This window comes from Paenibacillus sp. FJAT-26967 (assembly GCF_001541095.1).
GTDB lineage: Bacteria > Bacillota > Bacilli > Paenibacillales > NBRC-103111 > Paenibacillus_F.
In genome coordinates this window covers 1,505,406-1,525,548 of sequence record NZ_LMXH01000001.1, presented here as the reverse complement: position 1 = coordinate 1,525,548, position 20,143 = coordinate 1,505,406, and the positions used below count along the sequence as shown (strand labels likewise).

General features: G+C 47.1%; 19 protein-coding genes. 5 read left to right on the top strand and 14 right to left on the bottom strand.

Going from position 1 to position 20,143, the window contains the following annotated elements:
• Positions 1-3: 3 nt before the first annotated feature.
• The 8 genes from AR333_RS06740 to AR333_RS06705 form a co-directional block, all read right to left on the bottom strand.
• Positions 4-1,698, bottom strand: a complete 1,695-nt coding sequence (locus AR333_RS06740) for a hypothetical protein (RefSeq protein ID WP_253735738.1) — start codon at positions 1,696-1,698, stop codon at positions 4-6.
• A 370-nt stretch (positions 1,699-2,068) separates the two neighbouring features.
• Positions 2,069-3,967, bottom strand: a complete 1,899-nt coding sequence (locus AR333_RS06735; protein ID WP_068774505.1) for an ATPase, T2SS/T4P/T4SS family — start codon at positions 3,965-3,967, stop codon at positions 2,069-2,071.
• 6 nt (positions 3,968-3,973) lie between these two features.
• A complete protein-coding gene (locus AR333_RS06730; protein WP_068774504.1) occupies positions 3,974-4,807 on the bottom strand; it encodes a hypothetical protein in 834 nt (277 codons plus the stop codon).
• 1 nt (position 4,808) lies between these two features.
• Positions 4,809-5,516, bottom strand: coding sequence for a hypothetical protein (locus tag AR333_RS06725; protein WP_068774503.1), 708 nt, complete (start codon positions 5,514-5,516; stop codon positions 4,809-4,811).
• Between the two features lie 22 nt (positions 5,517-5,538).
• The gene (locus AR333_RS06720) at positions 5,539-6,657 is read right to left on the bottom strand and encodes an SAF domain-containing protein (RefSeq protein WP_068774502.1); all 1,119 of its coding nucleotides are present in this window, start codon (positions 6,655-6,657) and stop codon (positions 5,539-5,541) included.
• Between the two features lie 18 nt (positions 6,658-6,675).
• A complete protein-coding gene (locus AR333_RS06715; RefSeq protein WP_068774501.1) occupies positions 6,676-8,166 on the bottom strand; it encodes a serine/threonine-protein kinase in 1,491 nt (496 codons plus the stop codon).
• Positions 8,167-8,364: 198 nt separating this feature from the next.
• Positions 8,365-8,961 carry a hypothetical protein gene (locus AR333_RS06710; RefSeq protein ID WP_068774500.1) on the bottom strand — a complete coding sequence of 199 codons (597 nt, stop codon included), beginning with the start codon at positions 8,959-8,961 and terminating at the stop codon, positions 8,365-8,367.
• A 372-nt stretch (positions 8,962-9,333) separates the two neighbouring features.
• Positions 9,334-10,176: a stalk domain-containing protein gene (locus AR333_RS06705; RefSeq protein WP_068774499.1), complete on the bottom strand. Its 843-nt coding sequence runs from the start codon at positions 10,174-10,176 to the stop codon at positions 9,334-9,336.
• A 154-nt stretch (positions 10,177-10,330) separates the two neighbouring features.
• Here AR333_RS06705 and AR333_RS06700 point away from each other — a divergent pair, with 154 nt between their 5' ends.
• On the top strand, positions 10,331-10,981 hold the full coding sequence (locus AR333_RS06700; protein ID WP_068774498.1) for a YktB family protein: 651 nt from the start codon (positions 10,331-10,333) through the stop codon (positions 10,979-10,981).
• A gap of 158 nt (positions 10,982-11,139) precedes the next feature.
• Positions 11,140-11,856 carry a hypothetical protein gene (locus AR333_RS06695; RefSeq protein ID WP_068774497.1) on the top strand — a complete coding sequence of 239 codons (717 nt, stop codon included), beginning with the start codon at positions 11,140-11,142 and terminating at the stop codon, positions 11,854-11,856.
• A 161-nt stretch (positions 11,857-12,017) separates the two neighbouring features.
• Here AR333_RS06695 and AR333_RS06690 read toward each other — a convergent pair whose 3' ends face one another.
• From AR333_RS06690 to AR333_RS06680, 3 genes are all read right to left on the bottom strand, one after another.
• Positions 12,018-13,151 (bottom strand): right-handed parallel beta-helix repeat-containing protein, encoded by a 1,134-nt coding sequence (locus tag AR333_RS06690; RefSeq protein WP_253735737.1) that lies wholly within the window; start codon positions 13,149-13,151, stop codon positions 12,018-12,020.
• 322 nt (positions 13,152-13,473) lie between these two features.
• The gene (locus tag AR333_RS06685; protein ID WP_068774496.1) at positions 13,474-13,902 is read right to left on the bottom strand and encodes an SRPBCC domain-containing protein; all 429 of its coding nucleotides are present in this window, start codon (positions 13,900-13,902) and stop codon (positions 13,474-13,476) included.
• 220 nt (positions 13,903-14,122) lie between these two features.
• Complete coding sequence (locus tag AR333_RS06680; protein ID WP_068774495.1) at positions 14,123-15,469, bottom strand: MFS transporter; 1,347 nt, start codon at positions 15,467-15,469, stop codon at positions 14,123-14,125.
• Between the two features lie 181 nt (positions 15,470-15,650).
• On the opposite strand from AR333_RS06680, the gene AR333_RS06675 reads away from it, so the two are divergent.
• The gene (locus AR333_RS06675; protein WP_068774494.1) at positions 15,651-17,120 is read left to right on the top strand and encodes an aminotransferase class I/II-fold pyridoxal phosphate-dependent enzyme; all 1,470 of its coding nucleotides are present in this window, start codon (positions 15,651-15,653) and stop codon (positions 17,118-17,120) included.
• Between the two features lie 74 nt (positions 17,121-17,194).
• Positions 17,195-17,614 (top strand): DUF1885 family protein, encoded by a 420-nt coding sequence (locus AR333_RS06670; protein ID WP_068774493.1) that lies wholly within the window; start codon positions 17,195-17,197, stop codon positions 17,612-17,614.
• A gap of 106 nt (positions 17,615-17,720) precedes the next feature.
• Here the strand turns inward: AR333_RS06670 and AR333_RS06665 are convergent, their stop codons facing one another.
• Positions 17,721-18,038, bottom strand: coding sequence for a DUF1292 domain-containing protein (locus tag AR333_RS06665; protein WP_068774492.1), 318 nt, complete (start codon positions 18,036-18,038; stop codon positions 17,721-17,723).
• A gap of 194 nt (positions 18,039-18,232) precedes the next feature.
• Positions 18,233-19,180 (bottom strand): alpha/beta hydrolase, encoded by a 948-nt coding sequence (locus tag AR333_RS06660; RefSeq protein WP_253735736.1) that lies wholly within the window; start codon positions 19,178-19,180, stop codon positions 18,233-18,235.
• 115 nt (positions 19,181-19,295) lie between these two features.
• Here AR333_RS06660 and AR333_RS06655 point away from each other — a divergent pair, with 115 nt between their 5' ends.
• Positions 19,296-19,463, top strand: coding sequence for an aspartyl-phosphate phosphatase Spo0E family protein (locus AR333_RS06655; protein WP_068774491.1), 168 nt, complete (start codon positions 19,296-19,298; stop codon positions 19,461-19,463).
• A gap of 44 nt (positions 19,464-19,507) precedes the next feature.
• On the opposite strand, the gene AR333_RS06650 is transcribed toward AR333_RS06655, so the two are convergent.
• Positions 19,508-19,987 (bottom strand): CcdC family protein, encoded by a 480-nt coding sequence (locus AR333_RS06650; protein WP_068774490.1) that lies wholly within the window; start codon positions 19,985-19,987, stop codon positions 19,508-19,510.
• Positions 19,988-20,143 lie beyond the last annotated feature (156 nt).

The following is a 20,143-nucleotide window of genomic DNA, read 5'->3' as shown; positions in this document are numbered from 1 at the left end:
AAGTTAAGAAATTTTTTGAATTTGTTCGTAGTAGGTGCTCATTTGCTGCATGCTCATATAAACAAGCGGAATAACGAGATAAAGAAATACAAGAGCATACATCGGGGCAAAACCAATCCAACGTCCCCAGCCCGCTTTCGTTTCAATCATGCGTTCATATTCCTGTTTGCGCTGTTCGAAACGGTAATGCTGTTCCGCTTCCAGATCATCAAATGCCTGAAGAACCGGAATGTGACTGACCGCAGCCTGAAGTCTTTCTACTATCCGTGCAAAAGGCACAAATGCCGCTTCCTCTTTGAGTTTTTCCAGAGCTTTTTCAGCACCGGATTCGTAGGCAAGCAGACACGAGGAGATAGGCGCCCGAAACTGAACTGCAAACCTGTCTAGCCATTCGAGCATGTGCTCGACCGACATTCTCTCGAACTGGGACAAAATGGAGAGCAGAGTATGAAACTGATCGACTTCATTCTTCAACTCCATGCGGCGCATTCTAATCTGAATATGCAGGAGCACAATCGGAGAATGATAACCGATCCAGCCGGAGATAAAGCAAAGCGCCAACTGCCACCAGGACAAGGTCGCGTCTGAAATACCCCGAAGTTTCTTAATAACGCGGTCAGCAGTGTGATTCAGCTCGGTCTGTTGAGCGGCCAGCCCCTTAATCTGAAGCTCGCCGGATATAATCTCACGAAGCTGTCCCCCGCCCTGGTTATACTTTTCAATAATGGCGCGGTCAATTTCTGTACGTTCGGCTGCTTTCTTCTCCTCCTGCGGCGATAAAACGCCGAACATGGCAGCGCTTCTGGTAGGAGAAAAGTTGATCTGACGTACAGTTAGGGTGTGCATGCACATAAAAATGCTCAACAAGAGAAGAAAACTTGCTGAAGCAAGTATCAATCTCCGCAAATACAGCCAATCAACAAGCAGTGGAGAATTAGCTTCTCTAAGGAGCCTGTCTATTTTGGCAAATTCAACGGAACGATCACTAGGCATAAACTTTCTGACAATCCGCTGTACTGCCTGAACACGAATCCAATTCTTTTCGGGCGGCTTCTTTCTTCCCTGCTTGCCGGCGTCATCCGATATGTCCTGAAGCTTGCGAAGCAATATAAAGCAAATTAGAATAAGCACGAATATACCTGATTTCACTGCAAATCCTGCCGATCCGGAATAAAATTCATCCATCGCCGGAAAATGATTCCTGGCCCAAGACTCCACTGGCTTCGCAGCCAGGATGGGCGCAATAGCTATGATGGTCAATCCTTTGAGCATGTATTGCAGCTTCTCTTGACGTAAAATCTCCAAACGAATTTCGCTTGATATTTTACTCAGCGCATGCAAATACATAGATCCTTGAGGTAAAATCTTGTCCCCGAATTCCCGGACTAAGAAGGATACTCCTGCAAAAACCTTCATGAAACGATTTGGTGCTGACTCATAGTAAGATTCCAGCCGGGTTTCGGACTGATCCGTTGTCAGCAGTGTATAAATAGCTTCCGCATGCAGAGCAATCTGGCGCCCTGCTATTTGCGCCGCATCATAAACGGCCTCGTCCGCCATTCCATGCTGATGGTAATAATGCCGGACATCGGACAAAACCTCCACAAGCTGCTTCAGCAGACGCTCTTCCGCACGATGGACGAGTGAATCGATTAAGATCCCGTGAAGAATGAGAGCTCCCAAAAGGACCATTATCATATAAGAGTAGTCCGGATAAAAAAGCAGGATGGTTCCAGCTGAAAGCCAAGCAATGAAAATTGCGCAAATTGTAATTTTTGCTGTTTCTATGCGGATAGCCGATTCATCATAAGCGTAAAGGGGAGCAAGTCTTCTATAAATCCGCTGAGTGTAACGGGATATTACGGGGACCTTGACCAAATACCCGTATAAAACAATGTGCAGCTGTTTAAGACGTTTTCTACCGCTTCTCCTTAAGGGAGAAAGCAGACTCTTCAGCTCATGTGCATTCATACCGGTCTGCTTGGCTTCTCTGCGTAAAGCGGATAGATACAAAACCCAGGCTAGAAGGGCACACGCAATACAAACAACCGAAATCCAAATCAACCCGTCACGAAGCGGCAAGGACTTCTCCTCCCCAGTTTTCTTTCAGAAATCTTTTGAAAACCTGTGCATCCTCTACCGTCATATGATCAAGCATATCTTTAATGTTACGCGGACTGATCGGGCTGCAGGCTCTGTATGCACCTTCTTTGAATTCGATAATATTCCTGGCTTCGTAAAGCTTACGGTCTGTCGATCGCTGAAAGTATTCAGCAGCATTGTCAAGAAACCCCGACCATTGCAAGCCTACGTCAGGGGCGGACTCTTCCTTCTGATCTCGACTGGGATAAGGGGCCCTCTCCAAAGGTACACATTCAGTTATCCGTTCAATATATCTGCTTCCATCTGCCTGCTTGCGGAGGTGAATATCAAAATGGAGGACATGGACAACCTGGCTTTCTGCCATCGCTTCATTATGAAACATGCCTGTTTTGAGCAATGAGTTACGGAGCGATTCAACAAGATGAGAGAAGGTTTTTGCATGGTGAGTGAATAGTGTAAATAAGCTGGCTACTTGTGCCATCTGAATCATCCATGAAGCCACACTGTCCGTTGCAACTTCACCGAGAATATGCACGGTACCATCTGTTTTCTTCTGAACGTCCAGACCTTGCTGACCGGTTATATGTTCGGTTTCTCGGAAACTGAGAATATTGCGCTGGGGATATAATTTACGTAAATGGAGTTCACATGCCATCTCTTGAATACGTAGTGTAAAAGTGGCGGAAATCGACTTAACCATGGCCATCAGCAGCGTAGTTTTGCCGCTTCCCTGTGCACCGGTTACCGCTGTAATGCGGCAGCCTTTGACGAGGAATCCAATCATTTCAATCGGCAATCGGGCATTCGGACTAACAATTAATTGCTCCAGTGCCGCGTTCGGCAGATCAAATTTCCGGACGAAAAAGGCCCATGATTCGGAAAACGGCGGCCGCACGACAACGACTCGCGAACCATCTTTCATATCGTTTACCTTATATCCATTCGCTTCGGACAATTGTCCAGGGTAATTGTATTTGTAGATGTTCTGACAAACACGCCGAAGCTCATCCGTTGAACCAAATCCCAGAAAAGAGAAATGGATCGACTTCCCTTTATAAAAGACCCAAACGCTATCATGCGAAACAGAAAATTTGGATTTTACATTACCCAGGGACCTCAATGTACTTTTGTCAATCCGCTCATGTGAACATCCACCGGATACTCCACCGGAAACGCCGTCAATCTGCATATCCCGAATTTCATCAATAACACCAAAGCCCTTGTAGTGCTGATAAATACGTTGAACAACAACTTCCAATTTGTCTTCAAAGGCAAGAGATTTTATTTCTTTGCAATAGATCTTCTTGATTTCATCAGCAGTAATGATGTAAGAAGGTGTGTCCCCTTCTTCTATTACATACTTAATCGTATCCAGCTTATGCTTCTCAATAAGACGGGTAAGGCCTGCACATGCATATTTTTTTTTGAACGTATGCAATAAAATGTCGAATTGATCCTGCGGAGTAAGAAGGGCGGGGGTATCAAACGGAATTGCGAGATGAATTTTGCTGTTATTCAGTTGGTATACGGAAGTAAGTAAATCACTTATCATGCGCTTTACGAAAATTTTATCCTGCAAGTCGCCATGCGCGCATCCTTTAAGAGCTCTTTTAAGCTCCAACCGTTTATTAAGGCTGCGCCGGTGCTCTTCTTCTGACAAGCGAAGCTCGCTCTGAGCCCCCGCTGTTATTTCAGTAAAGGTATCTCTAATAAATTGTGCCATGCTATCCAAAGAATACTGTTTATTCTGGATCGCAATAACATCGTCTTTGTGACGCAAATAGCCAAGCCGCAAATAAATAAGTCCGATTCCCAGAATCAATACCATGCCAAGGAATGCGGCATTTACATTTCCAGTCGACATGCCCCGCTAGGCGCCCCTTTCCTGAAGAAGGTTCGTGTCCACACCCAGTTCATTAAGAAGCGCTTTGGATAATCGCCTCACTTCGGTAATGAATGCATACGCCGGGTGTTTTGAGCCCACGTTCCGGTTGCGCAGGAAAAACTCCAGAACGTTTTTCTCATTACTCGCATCAAGAAAGCCGGTGAAATGCGGAACCGTATAAATCGGCTGTTTCCATTTGTATTTTCTGGCTATATTCACGGCATTGTATTTTGAGTTTTCGTCATAATTACCCAGTACAAGTACCAGTGGTTTAATATGAAGTCCTTCTACCCAAAGTTCCTTGTCAAAGTACCGTTCCAAAATATCTATGTTCTGGCTGAGGTTAACCACGATCAAATCAGAGTTTCTGAGAATAGCCGCTGCTGCCCCATCATCGGCTTCATCCCCTACATCAACGAAGGTGACGTCATAGTAACGGCTCGCACTTTTTACAATATAAGGGAGTGTGTCCTCGCGGCATAAACTCGATTCATATTCCCCCTTTCTCGATCCTGGCAGGAGATCAAGACGATCCTTCACAATCGGCTTCGTATAATCCTGTATCCGCTCAGGAGTCAGCTTGTCACTCTCCAGCAGCCGCTCCAATGCACTCATTCCATATTCGCAAAACGACACTAGATTGCCTTCGCCCGCCCCAGAACGGCTAAAGGCATTCTCCATGGCCGTCTTTGTCCTTCTGGTATGGGTTATCATGATGCGTGCGAAATAATCCAACGCGATCATAGTAGAAACGGCAAGGACATTAGACGTCGCTGCTCCATGTCCGCGGGCCGGTGCCCAAAATGCAACTTGGCTCATCTTATTTCCTCCTCATAGCCTGTTTTATCATCCGTTTAAGGACTGGCTCATCCTCTCCGGTTATTTCGTGTGCAACAGACAGAAGCACTCTGCGATAGCTTCTTGACATTCGTCTTAGTTCTATGACTCCTTGATGACCGCTGTCAATCAGAGCGGCAAGATCAACCTCGTCAAACGGAAGCGAATGGTAAAGTTCAGGCCTTTTGAACGGAAGAGGGGCCAGAATCCTATCAACATAATCTTCACCGATGGTACAATCCACTGTATTCCTTATAACGACGGTACTCTTCACGGAAGGCAGAATGCCTGAAGCATCCATATTCCGAATCAGATTTACCGTCCTATGAAGTGTAAACTTATCATATGCTGTCGTTATGTAGAGACCATCGAACTTGAGGCTTCTCCCTTGGAGCTTATCCAAAAACTCAGGTTGATCCGTGTCTACCAGCACGAGTTCGTATTCCTCAAAAACGAGCTCCAGCTCCTCTAAATGACTAATTACACTGCCAAGTGTGGGAAAAAGACAGGCCACATCAAAACCGCCGAAGCGGATAAGTGATGGCCCTTCCTCAGAAGCTACGATACAGGTGATCCTGCCGGATGCTGTTCCGTCAACCAGCAGCACACGTTTGCCCGCTATGGCAGCAAGGCGGCATATACCTAACAGCAGATCACTGTGTTCGCTTGCACCAATACAGAGCCGCTTCATTAAACCTGCCTCCTTTCATGAATTATGGCTCTGATCTGCCCGAAACAGCTTCTCTCAGAACATCTTCCTGCTGCTGCCGGACTTCCGAAGGGACCGTCTCAAGTGCAGGGGTCTCCGGCGGCTCCCCAGAGCCTGCTGGAGGATTATCCGTAGAGCGGGCGGAACCGGCTGATTTACCTGACACACCGGTACTGCTAGACCAGCTGGGCGATGCCGAATCTTTGCCGGCTCCTCCGGGCGACCTAACTGATGGCGCTTGTACGGAACCGGATCTATTCGCGTCTGATTCAGTCGGAAGACTTGACTGGCTGCTGCTGATTTTCTCCTTCTGCGTCTCGTCCATCCCCCGCAGATCTTTATCCAGAAGCTGACGCATACTTTTAGCCAATTCGAACTTGGCTTTTTCCAGTACATTAGGGTCCGTCCGGAGCAAATCGAGTACTTTTAAATTAACCGGATAGGTAGGCACTGCCTCCTCCTGCATCATGGGCTCTACATAAGTCAGTGCATACAATTTGGCCTCCTGCAAATAAGCGTCGACAATAGCGCTGGACATGTCCAAAATTTCTTTCTCGTCCATCTTCATCCAGAGCGTACCCTCCTGCACATCATCTACATGCTTTTTGGCCATCACGATATAATCTTGGCCGGTAGGGAAACGGATCCGGACATCCACAACGTCGTCCTTTTTAAGCTTGCTCGGCAAACCTATGATTTTAAATTCCTCATGTCTCAGATCCTTTGGTATAACCCCCTCCTCATGCAGCAGCGATGCCAGGACCGGTGTATTCTTTCCTGCCGCTACTTTGAACGACTTGCCGACAACCTTCAGTATGTCCTCTTCAGCGTAAGCCGGGGCTTCCGATTCGGGTATGTCTTTCTCGATAACGTCGGCTTCCGTCAACTTGTCCCCCGCCTCAACGTCTCTGCTGAGCACGAGTACTTTCCTGCTGCCAATATCCTTCGAAACACCTTTTGCTTCTGCAAGTTCCGCTTCATAACGCTCTTGGACCTGCTCCAACTCCTTGCGGTTCTGAAGTCCGCCGTAAATTAAAACTCCTGCTGCTATCAAACCCGCCGCTAGCGCTCCCGTCAAACCGGCGTACAGCAAATGTTTAGTTCTTTGCCGAATGACAGACACATACTCTCTCCTTTCCTGTTAAAAGGCTCTAAACCATTTAAAACGTAATAGACTTGATTTTTTCTTCCGTCGCTCCGCAAGCCCCAGCCACTCTTCGAGTATGACCGCTGTATCTTGTTGATGGCAGAACGGATCGGAATGAACAGGCAGAGCGATTACCCGGTATTCCGGGAGCAGACTGCGTAAATCACGGATCATCGACTTGGAAGCAAAAGGTACGAAGAGACTGCAATGGGCAGGCTCAAGTTCAGGATAGGCTTCAAAGAAAGATAAAATGTCTGCCCGCTTCCATTCTGCACCGGTGCTTACAACGATTTGCACAGCGGCCCGCATAAATTCTCCAAACCACTCGGTCTTCGTATAACTCCCGAGATCAAGTACGATAAAATCATACGGTCCCGACAACAAAGCAATCATATCGAGCCCGTCATCCGCTTTGGCATACCGCACCCCCCGCAGGTTAAAGGCAGGACGGTCATAAATCGGTTCTTTGACACCTTCATATGTGCACTCAATCCGGCTGAAGTCGCCCGAATCATTGGCTTCTACAAGCGCTACATTCCGGCGCTTACGAGCTAGAAAATGCGCCACGAGTACAGCAGTATGGGTACTCCCCGTACCCGGTCCTATTCCGCTAACAGCGATTACGACAGGACCCAGATAAGACCGGGAAGAAGCCGTCATGCTGTCTTCCTGCAGAAGAGTGGCCGATACACGTTCCAGCTCCTTTCTCAGCTCACGGGCATTGGAGTAGCGCCTGGCCGGATCTGTCATAAGCAGCTTATCTACGATATCAGACAAATCGTGTGACACATCCTCATTCATATCCGAAAGAGGCTTATTCGAAGAATAGGAATATTTGCCGCCGCTGAGCAGGAAATATAGCACGGCTCCCAGCGAATACAGATCCGTCCGCCGGTCAGTCTGCTTGTGCTCGAACTGTTCCGGTGCAGCAAAACCTATCGTTCCCACTTGAACGGTATCCAAGTTTCCGCCTGTCTTGTAATGTCTGGCGATGCCAAAATCAATAAGCCGCACATGGTCCTGGCTGTCAATCATAATGTTGGACGGCTTCAGATCCCTGTAAATCATAGGAACAGGCAGCTCATCATGCAGATAATGAAACAACTCGCAAAGTTGTTTGGCGATAGCTAACGCTTCCGTGACTTCTACACGCTGTCCGAGCCTTATAAACCGGGCGGCAAGCGTTTCTCCTTCAATGTAATCCATCACAAGGTAACTATAGCCGTCCTCGCATGGCGGAAAATAATCCACAATACCGGGAAGATTCCGATGATGCAGGCGGATTAACATTTCGGCTTCATCAATAAACCTCTGATAATCATGCAAGACGTGCTGTGTTTCTTTAATGGCCCAGCGCTTGCCCCTCAGCTTCAAATCCTCGGCTAAATACACGGTTCCCATGCCACCCCGGCCGATTACGGATAATACCTTATACCGTCCGCTAAGCACGGTACCGGTTCCAAGCCTGCTATGACCTGGCCCCACCTCTCATCACCCCCTTCAGATGTTAAAAGCACAAAAAACCGCCCACGACATGCTGTATGCATGTACATGGGCGGTTCTTCCGCACCCGATTCATTCAGTTCCTCATTAAGATAACATATCTTGCGTTATTGTACAACAATATTTTCCATCTCTGTTAACCCGGGAGTTCAGTATCCAGTATCGCACTAGGCTCTATCCTTACATTTCAAGCAAAAGCATTTCTCGTCTTAGCTCTTCAAGTTTTTCCTTCGAATCGACTATGGTCTTGATATCGCCGTCCTGCAGGGCTTCCGAGAGTACGGCAAGCTCGTAATCCAGTTCAAGTCTCAGGACGGGAATACGTTCTTCCGGACGGTTGGAGCGGAACGCCTGGAGCATTTCTTCGAAGGTAACTACAGGTTCTTTCTGAAAAAGAACCTTATGCTCAATACCCGAAATCTCAACCATTCGGATTATCTCTCCGAACATGATGTTTTCGATCAGAATCTGGCGGTCTCTGAAACGCTTAACGACAGCATGTCCCCGTGTATCTCCAATTAATTTTTCCATCATTTCAGCTAGTTTTTCATCTTTAAACGAGTAATTGCCGACGATTTTATAACGTTCCCCTATCCGTTCGAATTTCAGTTTAACCAATTTTCTTCCGGAGCGGATTGAAATAATGAACTGATGATCATTTTCGTTCCAATAAAGCGAGTATCCTTCTTGAATGAGCGCTTTTATAAACTGCCGGATGAGCCGGCGGTCGAACCGCAGTTCAAGGTTGCAGTATTCGACTTCGTTATTTTTGCTCACGGCAATCCCCTCCCGGAACACTTCGATTGGCTTGATCAGTTTTTGACAGAAATTTCAGACAACTTAATGTTTACTTCATCTTATTATGTATCATATGATTTCGCTACTTGGATATTGTCAATTATTTACCCCATTTTGGCACAAAAATAACGCTCTATTTTTGCGCACCCGGCATAGACAGTACACCAACCCGTTTATTTAGGAACGTCTGCAGCTCCAGCCACATCCTCCATCCTTCTGCTGAGGACGTTCTTCATCTCACAGGACCCCGGGTACAATCCGGGCATTCGCTTGACGCCAATGTCTTTGGGAGAGCTTTCAAACAAAAAAATCGCCCAGGAATATTCCTGAGCGAGGGGACAGCTGCTGCTTTTAATAATTCGGGGTTGGAACAAGATCGCCGATAAGTTTCTTAGAATAGCTTCCGACTACATAATAATCCTTTTTCAGCTCAGTCAGCTGGAGATAAATATCGTAATAAGTACCATTCTCAGTTACTAAATAGCGATAGTGGTTTTCTTCTTCCAGCTTTTCTATGAAGATGGGATTGTGGTAATAATATTTATCACCAATTTTGTAATTAGACATATCTTTCACATAACCGCGTAAGGCTATAATTTTGAAATCATCCTTCTCCCCGGCAATAAGGGGCATTTCCTCTCCATAAGTAAGCAGCGGCGTTTCTTTCCAGGCTTTCTGGAGCTCGGTCTCGTTGACATACAGCTCACCCGTATATTTTTCTTTTGCCTTATGCAGTCCTTTAGTATCGATCCCCATCTGCTGAACATCCTTCAAACGATAGTACATTCCCCTCCCCATATTAATCAGAACGGGATAATTGCCGCCCAGATATCTCACCATATAGGCCGAAGGATTCTCAAGCTTGATTTCATCAAAAACGACATCATCGGGATCATCGGGCTGCTGCGGATAAATGCGATTGTTTATGTAAATGGTTTTTTTGTATTCGTCCCAATTTACGGTTGCACTCAACCGGGACGCAATCTCTTTTAACGGCAAGTAGCTGTTATTATCATAGATCAGAACCGGATTGCTTAAATTCGCTGGCACCCCATTTACGACTACACTAAAATCACTCCGTAAGTAAGCGGTCACTTTCTGTATCCAGTCGTCCGCATAGACCCCCGCAGCAAAGGATACGCTCATTAAACCTGCGGCTGCCGCAGCAACCATTCTTTTACGTATAGGACGCATTTTCATTCTCCCTTCACATTCAAACCGGTGCCTCTGCTGTTCATACCGCCCGGTTATGCCGAATTCAAACGTTTATGGTATAGTAAAAACAATGCAGGCCCAGCTCTGCGCAATCATATTTCTCAAAACATCCGCAACCATGATAGGAGGATTTATGTCTAACTCCAGCACTCTTCATCCCGATTTCAAGGGATTTAACTCTAATGATTTCGCCACCTTTAGTATCGACGGGCTCGATGAGCGCATGCAAGCCATCCAGGAAAGAATCCAGCCCAAATTCAAAGCAATCGGTGAAGCTTTATGCGATGAAATCGCTATGCAGGCAGGCACCGAAATGTATCTTCATATTGCCAAGCACGCACGCCGTACTGTCAATCCCCCCAAAGATACGTGGCTTGCGGTTGCAGCGAACAAACGCGGTTATAAGCAGCATCCGCATTTTCAAGTCGGTCTGTTCGATGATCATGTATTCCTATGGTTTGCGCTTATTTATGAGCTGCCGGACAAACAGGCGATAGCCGAGAGATTCCTGGCGAATAAGCAAGCTTTGTTTGACAGTATACCGGAGGGTTATGTATTTTCTTTTGACCATACTCAGAAAAAAAGCTTCTCTTCGGACGAAATTTCGCTCGAAAGCTTTGGTGCCTCTCTCGTACGTCTGAGGGATGTTAAGAAAGCGGAGTTCCTGGTAGGCAGACACCTCTCCTCCTCTGATCCGATCCTGACTGATGGAGAGGCTTTTCTGACACTTGCAAAAGAAACGTTCCACACTTTAATGCCGTTTTACCGTACAGCCCGGGGATAATCCCGGGCTCTTCTTTTTATATCGGCACGAAGGGGTTGAGTATGAAGCGGCTCCGCCGAATATGACTGGATCTGCCGTTTAAACTTTACGTGTTTATCAATATTTTAGCGTAATCTGGGAAACACTAGAGCAGACATCCATTTAAAGGAGGTTCTTCTATGGTTTCCTTGCCTAAAAATAAGCTTGCAGGAACGCTTGCGCTTGCTTTTCTACTCGGTTCTCTGTCACTTGGTGACAAAGAAGCCTTTGCGCTTGAAGAACGGGGGGACGATGCCCATTACGGGAAACACCCTGCTGCAAATCATCCCGGTCGATCCGAAGAAAGCTCCCACAAAGAGCACGGTGTTGCCGGTTTGCCGATTCTTGATGAAGTTGCCGCTATTCTCGGCATACAAAATGCCGCTTTAAAGGAAACGCTCAGCAAAGGCAAAAGCCTGGCAGAGGCCGCCGCCGAGAAAGGGATCAGCGAAGCCGACTTAAACGCGAAGCTAACCGCACTGCGCAGCGCCAAGATCGATCAGGCTGTCAAAGAAGGCCGTCTGGATGCCGGGCGCGCAGCTCAAATGAAGCAGCGGATGACTGACCATCTTAAACGGATGCTGCAGGACAAAGCCCTGCTTGAACACCACGACAAGTTCCATGGCAAGGGTAAAGCCCGGTACGGACTCAAACCGAACCAGGATAAGCTTGCCCAGGCAATCGGGATCAGCCGGCAAGACCTTCAGCTCCAACTGAGTCAAGGCAAATCCCTTCAGCAGATTGCAGAGAGCAAAGGGATTACCAAACGACAGCTTATTGAACGGATTCAGAACGTCCTGGCCCCGGACCTGGAAAAATATATCCAGCAAAAAGTTCCAGCTGCAAAAGATTCCTAAGCGCACGCATTTACTACCAGGTTGACTTGCGGAGCATACAATCATATGTAGGATCACCAAAAAGCCGGGATTCCGCCTCCTGTCACAAGGCTAGCGAATCCCGGCTTTTTATCCTAAACAGCTCACATTCATACAGTTAGAGTACAGCATGATAAAGACGCTCAGTATACCGTAACATTCCCCGTATACAAGTTCCCGGCGGGAGTCCGGACATTCTGGCTCGCAAATGCCTGCGTACCGTTCGAAGCAGCAATAACATAAGCATTGGCGTTGTCCAAAAACAATTGGTTCCCGCTGAAATAGTTGTTAACACCCCAGCCTGCGACTATTTGATGCAGTTGAAAAGCATCCTTAATCAGCACATTGCCGCTCCGGTAGCCTGTGTTATTCCGTATTGAAGCGTCGTTTCCTTTGACATCAATAAAGCTGTCCGCATAATTCTCGCCACTGATGCCCGTACCGTTAAAAATACAGTCCTCCACGATTGTCCCGCTCGTCCGTTCCTTAATATCAATATGCTCCGCAGTTACGTTCGGTCCGAGCCTCACCCCGCGTATAACGGTATCATGCACAGCCTGGTTGTAACCCGATCCTTCAGCAGATCCCACATAGATGCCTTCCCCGAACCCTTTGTTCACTGTCCCCGTATCGTGTATATACGAATTTTCGATCCTGCCGCGAGAACTTCCATCCCGGAAATGTACGCCCTCATACCCTATTCCGTATACCTCAACCCCCGATATAAGCGAATCGTTAGAATGGTCGAGAATGATGCCCTTCTGTGCATTGGTAAATTTCAGATTACGGATAGTCCAGAAATCTCCCGTCACTTTCAGCGCGTAACCGCCCCCTGCCGAGTATCCCGAAATCACAGCCGGATTTGCTGCATCCTGGCTCTCGATCGTGATCCGGTTCAAGAGTGTCCCTTCTCCCGGTGAAGAGAAAGTGCCCGTGTAAGTGCCCGGAGCCAGCACGATCCGATCGCCTGCGGAAGCCTTCTTGAGTGCACTCTGCAGGCAGGAAGCGGTTGCACAGGATACCGTCCTAAGCGGCGCCGGCTCCTGCAAGACTGACTGCATCGCAACCGGCAGCGTTCTTAACTCATCCGGATTTGCTGCTGCGGCCGCCGCGGCCGTTTCTTCCGATCTAACCGCGACCCGATCCTGATCGGAAGAAACCGCTGCTTGCGGGTAACTCACAGCAGATACCGGCGATGTCAACAGGAGCAAACAGGCTGCTGCAATTATGTTTGTCTGCACCATAAGGGAATGAGACAATTTCCTCTTCATTTTCATAAGAATTCAAGCCTCCTTCTCTTCTATATTAGCTTCTACCTTCTCAGAAACTATTAAAGGCAGTCCCCTTACTACCATCAGCACCAAAACCACCCGAAATTCGTCATCCACCTCCTAAGGCTTCTATACAGTAAGCGCTTACTTTTATGAGAAATATCTGTTCGTCAGCTTTTACCATCCCCCCTCGTAAAAACACTTGTATTATAGCATCTTTCATAACCTAATTATTCCTTTTTTCTTTTAAGAAAACCGCCTTGGTGAAAAAAAACGTTTATTAAGCTATCGCTCCCCATTAGCGGAATGAGCATTAGTACATAAATTGTTAAAACTTACGTTTTTGATAGGGGATACCATCGCCATCTTCACAATAGGATTTGAGACTATAAAGGAAAATAGCCCAGTTGTAGTTACAGGAGCGATAAAATGGCGTTACTTCTTTCCAGTTCGAATGACGCAAAGTAATAAAAGACTTCCCGTTCTTCTCTTGAATATCAAAGGAAATAATCGTACCAATCCACTCAGGATCCGAATCTATACACTGCCAAACGACTTTTTTATTAGTGATCAATTCCTCTATTCTCATCTTAGTTACGTCATTGCTGCCGAATCGAAATTCATTAATAAAGCCAATCTGATTATTAATAATGAGTTCATTGGTCCATATTTCCGACAGTCCTTCAGCGGTGGTTAAAGTTTCATACACCTTCGACGCTGGAACATGTACGGTTTGCAAGTGCTCGATATTTGCCATGCCTTACTCCTTTCTAACTGCAATAATTTATGTTTGATGCTTATGATAACATAGGATGAATATAACAGTTTCTTTTGAATTGCTATATTGGATATTTGGTTGCAACACCTTGAATTCTCCACTATCAACATTAGAATTTAACATAGCCTTAAAAAAAACCTATTAAATAAAAAGAACGTCCACCGGCCGCGGGGCCGATAGACGCTCGCTTCCCTTTAAGTCAAGTTTGACTTTTAGCCAAGATACGCCACTGCAAAATGAGCAGGACCAGCAGGACCGAACCGCTTACCGTAAAAGGTACAGCCGGACCGAACGTGTCCCACAGCTTGCCCGATACAATCGGACCCACTACCATGCCCATCCCTTCAATCGTAAGAAAAAAGCCCCAGATCGCTCCACGCTTCTCTTTCGGAACCGCCGATGCGATCATGGCATTCCAAGAGGGGATAATGAGTGCGTAGCCGATGCCGAGCAAAATCACGAGCGCATATACGAAGGAATACTGGCGGATAAAACCTAGTGAGAGCAGCGCGGATGCGCTGCAAATCAAACCGGGTGCCAGCAGCAGTTTGACGCCGAAGCGATCGACCAGCTTGCCGACAGGAACGAGCAGCAGAACAGCAGCCCCTCCGCCAATAACAAGCAGCATACTGTATTGGGCCGGAGACAAATGCAAGACCTCGCGCGCGAAAAGAGTCAGGATGGGGGTCAGGATTCCAAGCGCAAAAGTCTGCAAGAACATCGCCGGATAAAGAAACCGGCTTACCTTCATTTCCCGCAGTGAGGACCGCACTTCCTGTAAATATTGAATAGCGCGTTTTAGGATCGGCCGACTCTTTGGGCGGGTACGTTCCGGTAGAACGCCTAAAGGATCGGCTCCGGCCTCCATGCTCATTACATTCGTCTGAAACCGCTTATTCTTTACTGCCACTGTCTGATCATGTTTATCCGCTTGTGAAGCATCTGCCGGACTTACGGTCTGCGGTTTTTTAGGGAGAAATACCGATACCAGAAGCACTACGCCCATGGAGATCAGCAGAACCCGATAGGCAGGACCGTAATTCGCTCCCTGAATGAAAAAATTAATAACAATAGGGCCTAGTCCGGTACCGGATAACCAGGCCATATAAACGATGCTCATGACTGTACCTTTCGCCTTATCCCCCGCTACTTCTGTGGTGCCCGCAATAACAGCGGGCCATAGTGGCGCTGTACCGATGCCGAGCAGAGCACAGGCTGCAACCATCCAGCCGTGGGCCGTAAACGTCGCCATGATGACGACAGCACTTCCTGTAAGCAAGATTCCCAGCAGCATAGAGAGTCGGTAGCCCGCCTTATCGAGCAGCCATCCGACAGGTGTCCGGAAGACGTTATCTCCAATATATTGGGCGGCCAGGGACCAGCCCACGACATAGGCCGTTGCGCCCAGTACGGTTGACATATAGACGGGTAAGATGGTAAGCAGCAGAGCGCCTTTGACAAATTCAACGAGAAACATAATAACCAGCAATTGAAAGACGAAAGGAGAAGTCACTCCCGCTCTTTTTTTCCATATCGCAAGATTCATCCGGTCTCCCCTTCTCCTTATATTTCCTGCTTTTTGTTAGTTTCTCCAACGGCAGGGCAAACTATTTTATAAAATACACTTGCATGCTTGTCCGTATTTGTTATACTCTAATTTGTTTGTTTATTCTCGGATTCGTATATACGATGTCCAGAAATTCCACTCAGAAGGGAAGGGTTGCCGGATGGAACACCATCGCACGCCCCTATTCTCGGCACTGCGCTCGCATGCGGAGAAAAATCCGATCCAATTCCATATTCCAGGTCACAAAAAAGGAGTCGGGATGGATCCTGAATACCGGGAATTTCTCGGCGATAATGCACTATCCATTGACTTGATCAACATTGCTCCCCTGGATGACCTTCATCAACCTACGGGCGTTATAGAAGAAGCTCAAAAACTTGCGGCTGACGCATTTGGAGCCGATTACACGTATTTTTCCGTTCAAGGTACAAGCGGGGCCATCATGACTATGATCATGTCCGTTGCGAGTGAAGGCGATAAGCTCATCATTCCCCGGAATGTACATAAGTCTGTTATGGCCGCCATTATTTTCGCCGGTATCAAACCGGTCTTTATCTCTCCCGCACGAGATGCCAATCTGGGTATCGACCACGGGATCACAACCAAATCTGTGCAGAGGGCGCTAGAAAAACATCCGGATGCCAAAGGTGTTCTCGTCATAAATCCGACCTATTACGGCGTTTGCACCCATCTTTCGGAAATCGTCGAGCTGGTTCATAGTTATGACATTCCGGTGCTTGTCGATGAAGCCCACGGGGTGCTCATTCATTTCCATGATAAACTGCCCATGTCTGCTATGGAAGCCGGTGCAGATATGGCCGCTACAAGCGTACACAAACTGGGCGGCTCCTTAACGCAAAGTTCCGTTCTGAACATTCAAGGCAGCCGTGTCAATCCTAAGCGTATCCAGACGATTATGAGCATGATGACGACCACGTCCACTTCTTATATACTTCTGGCTTCCTTGGATACCGCACGCCGTCATCTGGCGCTGAACGGGCACCAGCTCGCGGAGAATACGATTGCTCTTGCGGAGTACGCCCGCCTAGAGATTAATAAGATTCCCGGGCTGTATTCATTCGGAGAAGAAATTCTTGGAACGGAGGCCACCTACGCTTACGATCCGACGAAGGTGACCGTTCATATCCGGCATCTCGGAATCACTGGTTACGATGTAGAGAACTGGCTCCGGGACCATTACAATATTGAAGTTGAGCTTAGTGATATGTACAATATCCTGTGCCTATTCACTCCCGGAGACACCAGAGACAATATCGAAATTCTTCTTAAAGCTTTAAAGGAATTAGCCGCTGAACATTATACGGAGGATGCACAAGACGAATTAATCGTCATTATCCCGGAAATTCCTCAACTCTCCCTCATTCCGCGTGATGCTTTCTACGGAGATACGGAAATTGTTCCCTTTAAGGAATCAGCGGGAAGGATTATTGCGGAATTTATTTATGTCTATCCGCCGGGTATACCTATTCTGCTGCCGGGTGAAGTCATTTCACAGGAAAATATCGATTATATCATCGAGCACGTTGAAGTGGGTCTTCCAGTGAAGGGTCCTGAAGATCGCAGCTGCCAGTTCGTCAAAGTCATCGTTGAAACCCAAGCGATTTTCTAACAGACAGCCCAATTGTAAAAAATGACCGCTAATGCTATGATGTGGGGGATTGCTGTCAGGAGGTGCCGTTATTTATGAGTCAGAGCGCATTTATTCGTTTTGTCACAGGTTCCACCCTATCTTCCCTCACGTTAGAAGAACTGAAGGAACAGCTTTCCCAGTACAAACTGCAGCTGGCCCGAACTGGTGAGCAGCTCGGATGGGAGTACGACGCTGCGGGTTTTCCTTATACGATGGAAACCCCGCCTGAGGCGGAAGGCAAATGGTTTTATTTAAAAGGAACCTCTTCCCGTTACCGGAATATCGTTCTGGGTGTCGGTTCCCGGATAAAGGAAGACAAAGAACAGCATTATGTTCAGGTTGTTCTTCCGGACACGTCATCACATGGCGACAAATCCAAAGGCAACGAACTCTGCAAGTATTTGGCCCGCCAATGGAAAGCGGAACTGGAACTATTTAACGGTCGCACCATGTTTTTTAACCCGCGCAAATAACATCCAAGCATCAACGCAGAAATCCCTCTTCCTGTCAGGCAGGAAAAGGGATTTTTTATTGTACGTGCAGCTGGGCTTCACGAACTCATGCATGGATACCCGCAAACTATTCGCGGTTCTCTTCTTCAATAATTTTGTTATAAACAGTTACGACGCGTTCCCATTCTTCTTCATCCTCAATGTTTACCAGGTAAGCATCATCGTTTTCTTCTTCTACACGGAAAATAACGCCATCCGCTTCAGGGTCATTCTTGTCGAGAAGAACCGCATAAAGCTGTTCCTTGGATTCGAAGGTATAGACCATGACCATCTCATGCTCTTTACCTTCTTCGTCCGTTACTATAAATACACTCTCTTCATGCTCATGATCGTGGTCATGCCCGCATCCGCAATCCTCGCCATGCTCGTGTTTGTGATCGCTCATCGTAGAACCTCATTTCGTTTTTCAATTTAATTTAATGCTTATAAAGCGTATCTCGAACGTATCGTAACATGGAATATCAGACAGGTCAAACCCCTTCTATCACGAGGGTTCTATGCTGAATTTATACGTTTCCGGTAAAAATAATATTTTTTCCAAAAGACCGATTCACAGGAATGAATTGCGGTTAATGGGAATTACAGGAATAAGCGTGCGGCAGGTTCCAAAGGTTTGTCCTTCGTGTGAACGGAACCAAAAAAATCCAGGACACGTCCAGCATATTCCTCGGGCAGCATCTGATAGGAACCAACATGAGGCGCGCCGACAGTAGGCCAGAATTCAAACCGATCCTGATGCCGCTCCCATAATTGTTCCGATGAGTTCTGCGGTATGGCCGCGTCATCCCGGCTGTGAATAAAGAGGACTGGCCGTGGATAGATCGCCTCTACTGCAGACATAGCATCCACTTCCTCCGGATCAATCTTAAGCAGCGGAGGGAACAGACTCAGAATAAGAGGTGTAAACGGAAAGTTCGGAAGTCCGGACCACACCGGTAAATTCGTCTTCAAATATTTTTTCAAATGGTGAAAAGGACTATCCGCAATTACGGCTGCCACATTCTGGTGTTCAGCCGCTGCGAGCAAAGACGTAGTCGCTCCCATAGAAAAACCGATTAAACCTATGGGTTGCGCCGAAAATTTATCCGATATCCAATCAATGGCTCCGAGGAGATCCCGCTTCTCATAATAACCGACCGAAGTCATGGTCCCTGAAGATTTCCCTGAATTCCTGAAATCAAACAGAAGTACCCGGTATCCGGAACGGACAAGCGTGTTTGCAAGTGCGAGAGCAGGCAGACCGCGCTCCAAGCGATTACCGGCATAGCCATGCGCGAAGATAATCGTCATAACCGTTTGATCACAGCCATTCTCCTCGGGAGAAATCAGCCAGCCGCTCAGCACCATTGAATCTGTACGGCTTGCAAATTCTACATCCTGGTAATTCAGCCCATAGGTTTGAGGCGAATCATCTACAGGCTGCCTCCTCGGATGTGTAAGCTGCCATCCTACATAGGCGGAAATCCCGACAGAACCTACTATTACAAAGGAGATGAGCGCAGCTGCACTCCACAAAACCCATGACATATCTTCTGTTCCTCTCCAACTTGTTTAGCTAAGCTCAACTGCAAATAAACGAATACCCGGCATCCATCCCTTTATGACACACTCATTTCTACTATAGGAGGAGGTTTCACGTATTATGTCCATCCCATTCACACTAGATCTGGAGATCGAGCAATTAAAAGGTGTACTGTCGTTTATGGCTGCTAAACATAAATATAATATGAATCATCCCAAAGTAGTGGAAATCAGCCAGCAATTAGATGGTCTGATTGTAGAGTCCATGAAAAAACGGGCCGCCTGTTAATCAGGGCACAAGCCCTGAAATAACGGCGGCAGGTTAACAGTCTTCTATGAATTCATCAATTTGCGGTACTGCACGTACATGGCAACCCTCCACGGGAGGAGCATGCCAAATGCAAGAATGAAGAACACGGAAGCGGTTTGATAGACGCTGATAAATTCTTCCACGTAACCGTGGAGCAGCATCCGAATAGCGAGCAGGATGATCAAAATAAACAGAAAAGCTTTGGAACGGTGAAGATAAACATAATCACCCTGCTTGGTAAATCCTGAACTGCGGATCAGAGGGTAGGCAAACACGACTGCCCCTACTGCAAAAGCAAGTAATCCCCACGTCACCGGTATGCGTGTCATTGGAGCCACAAACATAAGAAAGCCTGTGCTCATTCCAATGGGCGGCATTAATATCTTCATCGCATTCACAGGCCGCTTGGATGCCTTCATCCGGATAGCAAGAACAAGAAGCGCCATACCCAGCGTACCGAACAGTGAAATCGCTTGTAAATTTGACCCCAGAGATAATGCCATCTTAACCCCCTACTTTCCTTACCTAATGCCTCTTCACCTTCCATTATATCACTGCCGCCCTCCGTACAGAAGTCGTATCCTACAAAACTTTTACAGAATGAAAGCGGTTGAAATCCAACTTTTTCCGTGCTAGAGTTGTGAAAGAACGTATCTCTA

Coding starts and splice junctions, on each gene's coding strand:
- AR333_RS06705 (WP_068774499.1), bottom strand. CDS start 10,176: ATGCGTCCTATACGTAAAAGAATGGTTGCTGCGGCAGCCGCAGGTTTA.
- AR333_RS06685 (WP_068774496.1), bottom strand. CDS start 13,902: ATGGCAAATATCGAGCACTTGCAAACCGTACATGTTCCAGCGTCGAAG.
- AR333_RS06740 (WP_253735738.1), bottom strand. CDS start 1,698: ATGATAATGGTCCTTTTGGGAGCTCTCATTCTTCACGGGATCTTAATC.
- AR333_RS06660 (WP_253735736.1), bottom strand. CDS start 19,180: ATGTCATGGGTTTTGTGGAGTGCAGCTGCGCTCATCTCCTTTGTAATA.
- AR333_RS06690 (WP_253735737.1), bottom strand. CDS start 13,151: ATGAAAATGAAGAGGAAATTGTCTCATTCCCTTATGGTGCAGACAAAC.
- AR333_RS06675 (WP_068774494.1), top strand. CDS start 15,651: ATGGAACACCATCGCACGCCCCTATTCTCGGCACTGCGCTCGCATGCG.
- AR333_RS06730 (WP_068774504.1), bottom strand. CDS start 4,807: ATGAGCCAAGTTGCATTTTGGGCACCGGCCCGCGGACATGGAGCAGCG.
- AR333_RS06665 (WP_068774492.1), bottom strand. CDS start 18,038: ATGAGCGATCACAAACACGAGCATGGCGAGGATTGCGGATGCGGGCAT.
- AR333_RS06670 (WP_068774493.1), top strand. CDS start 17,195: ATGAGTCAGAGCGCATTTATTCGTTTTGTCACAGGTTCCACCCTATCT.
- AR333_RS06655 (WP_068774491.1), top strand. CDS start 19,296: ATGTCCATCCCATTCACACTAGATCTGGAGATCGAGCAATTAAAAGGT.
- AR333_RS06650 (WP_068774490.1), bottom strand. CDS start 19,987: ATGGCATTATCTCTGGGGTCAAATTTACAAGCGATTTCACTGTTCGGT.
- AR333_RS06725 (WP_068774503.1), bottom strand. CDS start 5,516: ATGAAGCGGCTCTGTATTGGTGCAAGCGAACACAGTGATCTGCTGTTA.
- AR333_RS06700 (WP_068774498.1), top strand. CDS start 10,331: ATGTCTAACTCCAGCACTCTTCATCCCGATTTCAAGGGATTTAACTCT.
- AR333_RS06680 (WP_068774495.1), bottom strand. CDS start 15,469: ATGAATCTTGCGATATGGAAAAAAAGAGCGGGAGTGACTTCTCCTTTC.
- AR333_RS06695 (WP_068774497.1), top strand. CDS start 11,140: ATGGTTTCCTTGCCTAAAAATAAGCTTGCAGGAACGCTTGCGCTTGCT.
- AR333_RS06735 (WP_068774505.1), bottom strand. CDS start 3,967: ATGTCGACTGGAAATGTAAATGCCGCATTCCTTGGCATGGTATTGATT.